Origin of the sequence: Streptomyces sp. NPDC001231 (genome assembly GCF_042896885.1) — a bacterium.
Classification (GTDB): Bacteria; Actinomycetota; Actinomycetes; order Streptomycetales; family Streptomycetaceae; genus Streptomyces.
On sequence record NZ_JBIAXS010000020.1, the window covers coordinates 153,625 to 160,175 of the forward strand.

The following is a 6,551-nucleotide window of genomic DNA, read 5'->3' on the forward strand; positions in this document are numbered from 1 at the left end:
GGGGGGGGGGGGGGGGGGGGGGCGGGGGGGGGGGGGGGGGCGGGGGGGGGGGCCGCGGGGGGGGGGGGGGGGGGGGGGGGGGCGGGGGGCCCCCCCCCCCCCCCCCCGCCGGCGGCGCGGTCCCGGCACGGCCGCCGGGCCCGCGCGGAACGTCACAGGCGCGGGGTGTCGAACCAGTCCCTCGTGTCGGGCCCCGTGGCCAGGAACAGCAGGACGGCGCCCAGCACGGCCCCGGCGCTCCACGCCCTGTGGTGCGTCAGGGCGCCGACGACCGCGGTGCCGATCATCAGCCAGCCGGCGACGACCGCGCCGACGCGGACGCCGTTGCCGCCCTTCGCGGTCTTCAGCGCGACGACGAGCGACAGCACGGCCAGCGCGGCGAAGGGAAGGGCCTTGAGGAACAGCAGGCCCATGATCAGCTCGCCGAAGGCACCGCTCCTGACCGTGGCACCCGCCACCGCGAACCGCAGGGCCACGGTGCCGCTGACCGGGACCACGAGGAAGCGGATGACGCGGACGGCCCTGACGGCGGTCGGCATGTAGGGCATGGCGGGCATCGTGGCGGGCCCCGGCTCTGCGGTCAACGGCCCGGTGCGCCAGGTGCGCAGACGTGATCTCGCCGAGCCCGGTCCGCAACCGCGTCAGACCGGTTCGGTCAGGCGGCGAGCGGTCTGGGCCGCGCGCTGGGACGCGCGGTGCCGTCGGCCGCGGCGGGTCAGGCCCCAGGGTTTGAGCACGGAGATCACCGTCATGAAGACGTATGCGGTCAGGGAGACGATCGGGCCCATCAGGACTCCGCGGGAGCTGGGCAGCGGCTCGCCCGCGGCGACGTCCCGAACCGTCGAGTCCAGCCCGGGGCGCAGCACGAGGAGCGTGGCGGTGGTCGTGGCCAGGGTCAGCCAGAACTTCGTGTAGACCCACCGGTGCCGTGCCAGCCCCCACGGGGTACCCAGGGACAGCACCAGACCGCTGAACAGGGTGAGGAAGGCGACGGGGAGCAGGAGCCAGTCGGCGAAGAGTTTCATCGCGCGGACCGAGGTCTCCACGGTCACCGCGGACTGCGTGGTGACAGCGGCGGTCCCGAGGGCGAGCAGTCCGAGGGAGAGGCCGAGCCAAGCGGCGGAGGCGACCACATGGACCACGAGGAAGGCACGGCGTGCGGGGCGGCTTGTTCTCACCCGCCACACGGTGCCGGACGGTGGCGCGGCCGGCGTCCGACGAGGGGAGTAACCCCGTGTACCGGCCTCGGCGTACGCGACCGGGCCTCCCCCGTCCGGGTGCGCGTGGGCCACGGCGCCCACCGTGCGGCTCGTCCGCCGCTCACGCTGGAGACAGCGACCCCACCGGGCCGGCACCCCCTGATCAAGGAGAGCGACATGCCCATCGATACCGTCGAGCGATTCCTGGCCGCCCTCGACCCGCACCACCGGGAGCACGTCCAGGGCCTGTCACGCGAGGAACAGGAGAGCCTCGCCGCCGCCTGGGAGACGGAGCTCCAGCAGGACACCGACCTCGACACCCTGAGCGAGCTGTCGCCACCCGCGGCCGAGTGCGAAGCGGCGGCACGCGTGGCCAGGAAGCTGCTCGAACACTGAACGAGGGCTCGGACCCGGCGGCCGGCCTCCGCCTCCGGCCGCCAGGGCACGCTCGTGCGCACTCCGGGTCCGTGCCGCGGGAGTACGCGGCGACCGACGCCGTACTCCCCCCGTCGTACGGGTGCGCCGTTCGGCCCGCGGTTCTCCCGGGACCCGGGACCCGTGCGGTCCCGGGTCCCGGTGACCGTCAGGTCCCGGCGGCCGCGGACACGGCCTGCCGGGCCGCCCGCTCCACCAGGGAGACGCCGTCGCTCATCGACGCGCTGCCGTCGGACAGCACGGCGACGAGGTAGCGGTGTCCGTGCGCCGTGATCCGGCCGACGCTGTTGACGTCCCAGAGCTCGGAGGTGGTGCGCTGGAGCCAGCCGTTCTTCAAGGCGTACTGGGCATCGGAGGCCGCCGAGACGCCCCATGCCTGGTCGCTCGCGACCTGGCTCATCAGCGTCCGGATGTAGGTCCGGGACTCCTTGTTCAGCGGGGAGCCGTTCTTCGACGCCCCGGCGCTGTCGAACACCGCCTGCAGCAGGCGGACCTGGTCGGAGGCCGTCGTCCGCGTCAGCCCCCACTTGGCGCCGGGACCGCCCTTGGTCGAGGTCAGCCCCAGCCGCTTGTTGGCCGCCTCAAGACCCGGCGCCATGCCGATCTCGCGCCACAGGGCGTTCGCCGCCGCGTTGTCGCTCTTGCGGATCATCGGCTCGGCCAGGGCGCGTTCGTGGGCGGTGAGATGCCGGCCCGCGTCCTGGGCCTGAAGCAGCAGCGCCGCGAGAATGTCGACCTTGATGATGCTGGCGGTGTCGTACGGGGCGTCCTCGCCGTACAGCAGCGGCTTCCGGCTCGCGCCGTCGAGGCTGAGCACCGCCGCCGTCACCCGCGCCTTGCTCTGCGGCTGCGGCGCCGCCGGGGCGGCCGCCGCCGCGTGGGCCTGCTCCGCCGGGGCGGGCGCGGCGACCGCGGGTGCCGCGTGCAGCGCGCCGAGGGAGAACAGGGTCGTCACCGAGACCAGGAGGGCACCGGCGCAGGCGCCGACGCGGCTGCCCCGGCGCCTTGCCGTGGTCGCCGTGGTCGCCGGGGTCTTCGAATGCGGCATGGAACGCGGATGGGACATCGTCGGGCAGGCCTCCGCAAGGGGTCGACAAACGGGGGAAACTGCAGGCGAAGATAGACAAAATGTGCGCCAGGCGAAGTGGCCACCGTCACTGCGAACCCGTTTCGACCCGAATTGTGAGAAGGCCCACGCCGATACCCACCCCCGTCAGCCACCCCCGCCCCCAGCCCCCCGTCACCGACCGGTCACAGCAAGCCGCGCGGCCGTCTCACCGGCGCCGCCGGGACGTCCTCCGCCGGGCCCGGGCCGGGCCGGACGCCGGGCGCGCCACGACCGTCGGGACCACGAGTGCCGCCTGCCTGGCCCGTGGCGGCGCCGCCTGCCCGAGGTCTCGTTCGAGTTCGTCGAGGGCCCTGCGGGCCGCCGCGATCCGGGCTGCGAGGTGGTGCTGGACGTCCGGGGGGTTACCGGCGTCCGCCGCTTCGGCGGGCTCGTCCCTCTCCATCTCCCGGGCCTCCTCCAGGGACGTGATGACCACGCCGATGAGGACGTTGACCAGGACGAAGGAGGCCAGCAGGACGTAGGAGGCGTAGTAGACCAGGCTCCAGCGCGACACCTCCAGGCCGCTGTGGACCGCGTCGCCGATGCCGTCCAGGGTCATCAGCAGGAAGAGGGTCAGCACGGCGCGGCCTATGGAGCCGTAGTGCTCGGGGTCGTGGCTGCCGAAGAAGACCCAGCCGACCATGGCGTACACGTACAGCAGCAGGGCACCGACCAGGAGGAAGCTCATGGTGCCGGGCAGGCTGCGGACCACCGCCACCAGCACGATGCGCACCTGCGGCAGGAAGCGGGCGGTGCGCAGCACGCGCGCCAGCCGCAGCAGCCGCAGCACCGTGGCGTTCTCCCGTACGACGGGCACGAAGGCGCACAGGACGACGACCAGGTCGAAGGAGTTCCACGGGTCCTTCCAGAACCCCCGCGGGCGGTCGGCGTAGGCCAGCAGGCGGACGAGGATCTCCACCGTGAAGGCGGCCAGGCAGACGTGTTCGGCCTGCCGTAACCAGTGGTGCCACTGCGCCGCCAGACCGGAGTACGTCTCCACGCCCAGCAGGGCGGCGTTGAGGAGGATCACCGCGAAGACGCCGAGGGCGAACCAGCGGGCCTCGGTGACGGTCCGGCAGCGTTGTGCCAGTTCTCCGCGCAAGGACCGCGATGCGATGTCGGCGTTCTGATCGTGCTGCTCCGGCATCTGCTGCCCTTGCCCCTTCACATGCGGTGGCAGTCCCGGCCGACCGGGCTGGAAGGACGGGCTGGTTGAGTGATGATCATCCTCCAACACGGACGTCCGCGGCACCGTGGACGGCGACACGTTCGCGGACCGCGTACCGCACGTCGTGCGTGCGGTACGCGGTCACCGTGTGTGCTCAGTCCCGGAGCCGCGGTCCGGTGGTCACCTTCGGGTGCCGCAGGACGGGCAGAACGCCGCGCCGTCCGGCAGGTCCTGGTGGCAGGAGGAGCAGCTGTCCGTCTGGGCGAGGCGGTGTCCGCAGGCGGGGCAGAAGGTCGCTCCCCTGGTCTCGGCGCGGCACTGCGGGCAGACCAACTGGCGCGGCGTGGTGACGTCGTAGTCCTGGCCGCGGTGCTGCCCGGCGTCGTAGGCGCGCTGGGCCACCATGTCGTTCAGGCCCCGCTGCTGGGCCGCCTGGGCCTCCGCCGCGGTGTCCGGGGAGCAGGTGAGGCAGAGTCCGAGGCCCGCGTTCCAGCAGCGGCCGCAGACGTAGGCCGTACAGCGGGGGCAGCGGTCGAAGTGGCCCTGCGCGTTGGCGATGGCACGGGTGAACGCCGCGTCCCGCTGGGTTCCGTAGTTCGCTCCGGCCAGCCCGTCGGCCGCGTCGGAGACACCCCGGGCGGCGCCACCGCCGATGACCGACCAGGCCGCGTTCGCCCCCCGTGACAGCCAGCCCGCCATCTGGCCCGCCCGGAAGGGCTCGAACGGAGAGCGCCAGGTGTCCGAGCAGCGGGAGCAGTAGAACTCGAACTGGAATCCGGCGCCGGTTCCGTGCTGCTGGCACAGGTCGCGGTGATTGTTGTTGAAGTAGATCTCGGTACTCATGGCGCGTTCCCCCCAGGGCCGACCTTGTGACGGTGTTCCGCCCACGCGACGCCCGTCCTCGTCGTGCGGGTTTCCGGAATTCTGCCAGGCGCGCGGGCGCCCCGGCACCCGCTGTCCGGCGACTGGTCCTGGAGCAAAGGGGTACGCGTGTGGTGAACAGATACAGCTGAAGACCCGGGCAGCGCCGGCGCTGCCCGCGGGTTCGGCCCCGTGGATGTGCTGTGCCTGCGCTCGTCGGGCTCTGGCCGGTTCTGCCGGCCTCAGGTCGAAGGGATTCCGGTCATGACTGACGACACCAGCGACTCCGTCCGCGCACAGGCCCGCCCGGCCGACCCGACGCCGGTCGCCTACGCGGATCCGGCCCCGCTGGGCCTGGCGGGGTTCGCGATGACCACCATCCTGCTGTCCCTCATCAACACCGACCTGCTCAAGGAACCCGGCGCGGTCTTCCCGGTGCTCGGGCTCGCCGTGTTCTACGGCGGCCTGGCGCAGTTCGTCGCGGGGCTCTTCGAGTTCCGCCGCGGCAACACCTTCGGCGCGACCATGTTCGGTTCCCTCGGCGCGTTCTGGTTGACGTACTGGTGGCTGGTGCCGCGGGTGGCGGCCGTCGGCGACGCGCACAACGCGCTGGGGCTGTTCCTGCTCGCCTGGGGCATCTTCAGCGCGTACATGGCGGTGGCCGCGCTGCGCACCAGTCTCGCCGTCCTCGCGGTGCTGGTGCTGCTGGCCATCACCTTCGTCCTGCTGGCGATCGGCGAGTTCCAGGGCGGTCCGGCACCGCACGTCGTCACCCGGATCGGCGGCTGGTTCGGCATCGCGTCGGGACTGGTCGCCTGGTACGCCTCGGCGGCCGCGGTGATCAACGCCACGCACCGGCGGACACTGCTGCCCACCTGGCACCGCTGAGCCGTATCGGGCCGCGGGCACTACACCGCGGTATCGGGGTATCCGGAGAAGTGAAGCACTTTCCCACGGAGGCGGTCATGCTCATCCTCGGCGTCATTCTTCTCGTCGTCGGCTTCGTCACCGGCATCTCGATCCTGTGGACCATCGGCATCATCCTCGCCGTGATCGGCGCGGTCCTGTGGCTCCTCGGATCGATGGGCCACGCGGTCGCCGGTCACCGTCACTACTGGTGACCGACCCGCGACGACCGGAGCGGCGGCCCGCGGGCCGCCGCTCCGGTCAGTGTCTGCCGAGGTGACCGGCGTTCAGCGGGCGTGGCCGGAACCGCGGCCGGACATCCGCCAGATCCTGATCTCGCGCAGGAGCCCCGGCATCTCCTTGACCAGCACGGCGAGCACCAGCCCGCCCACCAGGGCGGCCTCCACCGCCAGCAGCTGTTTCGCTGTCATCCCGTTCCTCCCTTCTGTCCTTCTGTCCTTCTGTCCAGCCCCGTTCCCGCCCCTGACGCGGCCCGTCATCCGGGCGAGATGTTCGGCATGGCCTTCATGATCGCGTCGTGCTTCTTCCAGTGGATGCCCGTGGACCGCCGGGCATCGGAGGTGCCGTCCTTGTGGTGCCCCGTCTGCCGCTCGTACGGGCCGAAGTTGCCCTGGTGCAGTCCGGTGACGTGCCCGGGGGTGTCGGGCTTCACGTCACGCCTGCCGACTCTGATCGTGCCCATGGTCTGCTCCTCGTCTCCCCCGATGTCTCTCCCCCCGGTCGCCGGCCCGGCTCACGGGTCGCGAACGGTTCAGCCGTGTTCGGCTCCGTAGGTGGGGGTGTGGGTGGTGGTGAGGGTTTTGCCGTTGCCGAGGTACATGTGGACGCCGCAGGGGAGGCAGGGGTCGAAGCT

Annotated in this window: 10 protein-coding genes; 3 read left to right on the plus strand and 7 right to left on the minus strand. The window is 72.4% G+C overall.

The window, feature by feature from the left end:
* Positions 1 to 152 precede the first annotated feature (152 nt).
* A complete protein-coding gene (locus ACFY3J_RS24400; protein WP_390841742.1) occupies positions 153 to 548 on the minus strand; it encodes a hypothetical protein in 396 nt (131 codons plus the stop codon).
* Positions 549 to 641: 93 nt separating this feature from the next.
* Positions 642 to 1,178: a DUF2269 domain-containing protein gene (locus ACFY3J_RS24405; protein WP_390841743.1), complete on the minus strand. Its 537-nt coding sequence runs from the start codon at positions 1,176 to 1,178 to the stop codon at positions 642 to 644.
* A 198-nt stretch (positions 1,179 to 1,376) separates the two neighbouring features.
* Between ACFY3J_RS24405 and ACFY3J_RS24410 the strand changes: the two genes are divergently transcribed.
* Positions 1,377 to 1,595, plus strand: coding sequence for a hypothetical protein (locus ACFY3J_RS24410; protein WP_141367217.1), 219 nt, complete (start codon positions 1,377 to 1,379; stop codon positions 1,593 to 1,595).
* 187 nt (positions 1,596 to 1,782) lie between these two features.
* Here ACFY3J_RS24410 and ACFY3J_RS24415 read toward each other — a convergent pair whose 3' ends face one another.
* The 3 genes from ACFY3J_RS24415 to ACFY3J_RS24425 form a co-directional block, all read right to left on the minus strand.
* Complete coding sequence (locus tag ACFY3J_RS24415; RefSeq protein ID WP_384177935.1) at positions 1,783 to 2,682, minus strand: serine hydrolase; 900 nt, start codon at positions 2,680 to 2,682, stop codon at positions 1,783 to 1,785.
* 226 nt (positions 2,683 to 2,908) lie between these two features.
* Positions 2,909 to 3,889: an ion transporter gene (locus ACFY3J_RS24420; protein WP_384177932.1), complete on the minus strand. Its 981-nt coding sequence runs from the start codon at positions 3,887 to 3,889 to the stop codon at positions 2,909 to 2,911.
* Positions 3,890 to 4,090: 201 nt separating this feature from the next.
* Complete coding sequence (locus ACFY3J_RS24425) at positions 4,091 to 4,753, minus strand: zinc ribbon domain-containing protein (RefSeq protein ID WP_384177929.1); 663 nt, start codon at positions 4,751 to 4,753, stop codon at positions 4,091 to 4,093.
* Positions 4,754 to 5,035: 282 nt separating this feature from the next.
* Here ACFY3J_RS24425 and ACFY3J_RS24430 point away from each other — a divergent pair, with 282 nt between their 5' ends.
* Both ACFY3J_RS24430 and ACFY3J_RS24435 read left to right on the plus strand, forming a co-directional pair.
* A complete protein-coding gene (locus ACFY3J_RS24430) occupies positions 5,036 to 5,659 on the plus strand; it encodes an acetate uptake transporter (RefSeq protein WP_384177926.1) in 624 nt (207 codons plus the stop codon).
* A gap of 77 nt (positions 5,660 to 5,736) precedes the next feature.
* Positions 5,737 to 5,892 carry a DUF6131 family protein gene (locus ACFY3J_RS24435; RefSeq protein ID WP_225077308.1) on the plus strand — a complete coding sequence of 52 codons (156 nt, stop codon included), beginning with the start codon at positions 5,737 to 5,739 and terminating at the stop codon, positions 5,890 to 5,892.
* A 72-nt stretch (positions 5,893 to 5,964) separates the two neighbouring features.
* Here ACFY3J_RS24435 and ACFY3J_RS24440 read toward each other — a convergent pair whose 3' ends face one another.
* Both ACFY3J_RS24440 and ACFY3J_RS24445 read right to left on the minus strand, forming a co-directional pair.
* On the minus strand, positions 5,965 to 6,108 hold the full coding sequence (locus ACFY3J_RS24440) for a hypothetical protein (protein WP_172633272.1): 144 nt from the start codon (positions 6,106 to 6,108) through the stop codon (positions 5,965 to 5,967).
* Between the two features lie 65 nt (positions 6,109 to 6,173).
* Positions 6,174 to 6,380, minus strand: a complete 207-nt coding sequence (locus ACFY3J_RS24445) for a hypothetical protein (RefSeq protein ID WP_384177922.1) — start codon at positions 6,378 to 6,380, stop codon at positions 6,174 to 6,176.
* Positions 6,381 to 6,551: the final 171 nt, after the last annotated feature.

What these genes read in the sequence shown, in the direction of transcription:
- ACFY3J_RS24410 (WP_141367217.1), top strand. Translation starts at nt 1,377, where the DNA reads ATGCCCATCGATACCGTCGAGCGATTCCTGGCCGCCCTCGACCCGCAC.
- ACFY3J_RS24445 (WP_384177922.1), bottom strand. Translation starts at nt 6,380, where the DNA reads ATGGGCACGATCAGAGTCGGCAGGCGTGACGTGAAGCCCGACACCCCC.
- ACFY3J_RS24420 (WP_384177932.1), bottom strand. Translation starts at nt 3,889, where the DNA reads ATGCCGGAGCAGCACGATCAGAACGCCGACATCGCATCGCGGTCCTTG.
- ACFY3J_RS24425 (WP_384177929.1), bottom strand. Translation starts at nt 4,753, where the DNA reads ATGAGTACCGAGATCTACTTCAACAACAATCACCGCGACCTGTGCCAG.
- ACFY3J_RS24400 (WP_390841742.1), bottom strand. Translation starts at nt 548, where the DNA reads ATGCCCTACATGCCGACCGCCGTCAGGGCCGTCCGCGTCATCCGCTTC.
- ACFY3J_RS24440 (WP_172633272.1), bottom strand. Translation starts at nt 6,108, where the DNA reads ATGACAGCGAAACAGCTGCTGGCGGTGGAGGCCGCCCTGGTGGGCGGG.
- ACFY3J_RS24415 (WP_384177935.1), bottom strand. Translation starts at nt 2,682, where the DNA reads ATGCCGCATTCGAAGACCCCGGCGACCACGGCGACCACGGCAAGGCGC.
- ACFY3J_RS24430 (WP_384177926.1), top strand. Translation starts at nt 5,036, where the DNA reads ATGACTGACGACACCAGCGACTCCGTCCGCGCACAGGCCCGCCCGGCC.
- ACFY3J_RS24435 (WP_225077308.1), top strand. Translation starts at nt 5,737, where the DNA reads ATGCTCATCCTCGGCGTCATTCTTCTCGTCGTCGGCTTCGTCACCGGC.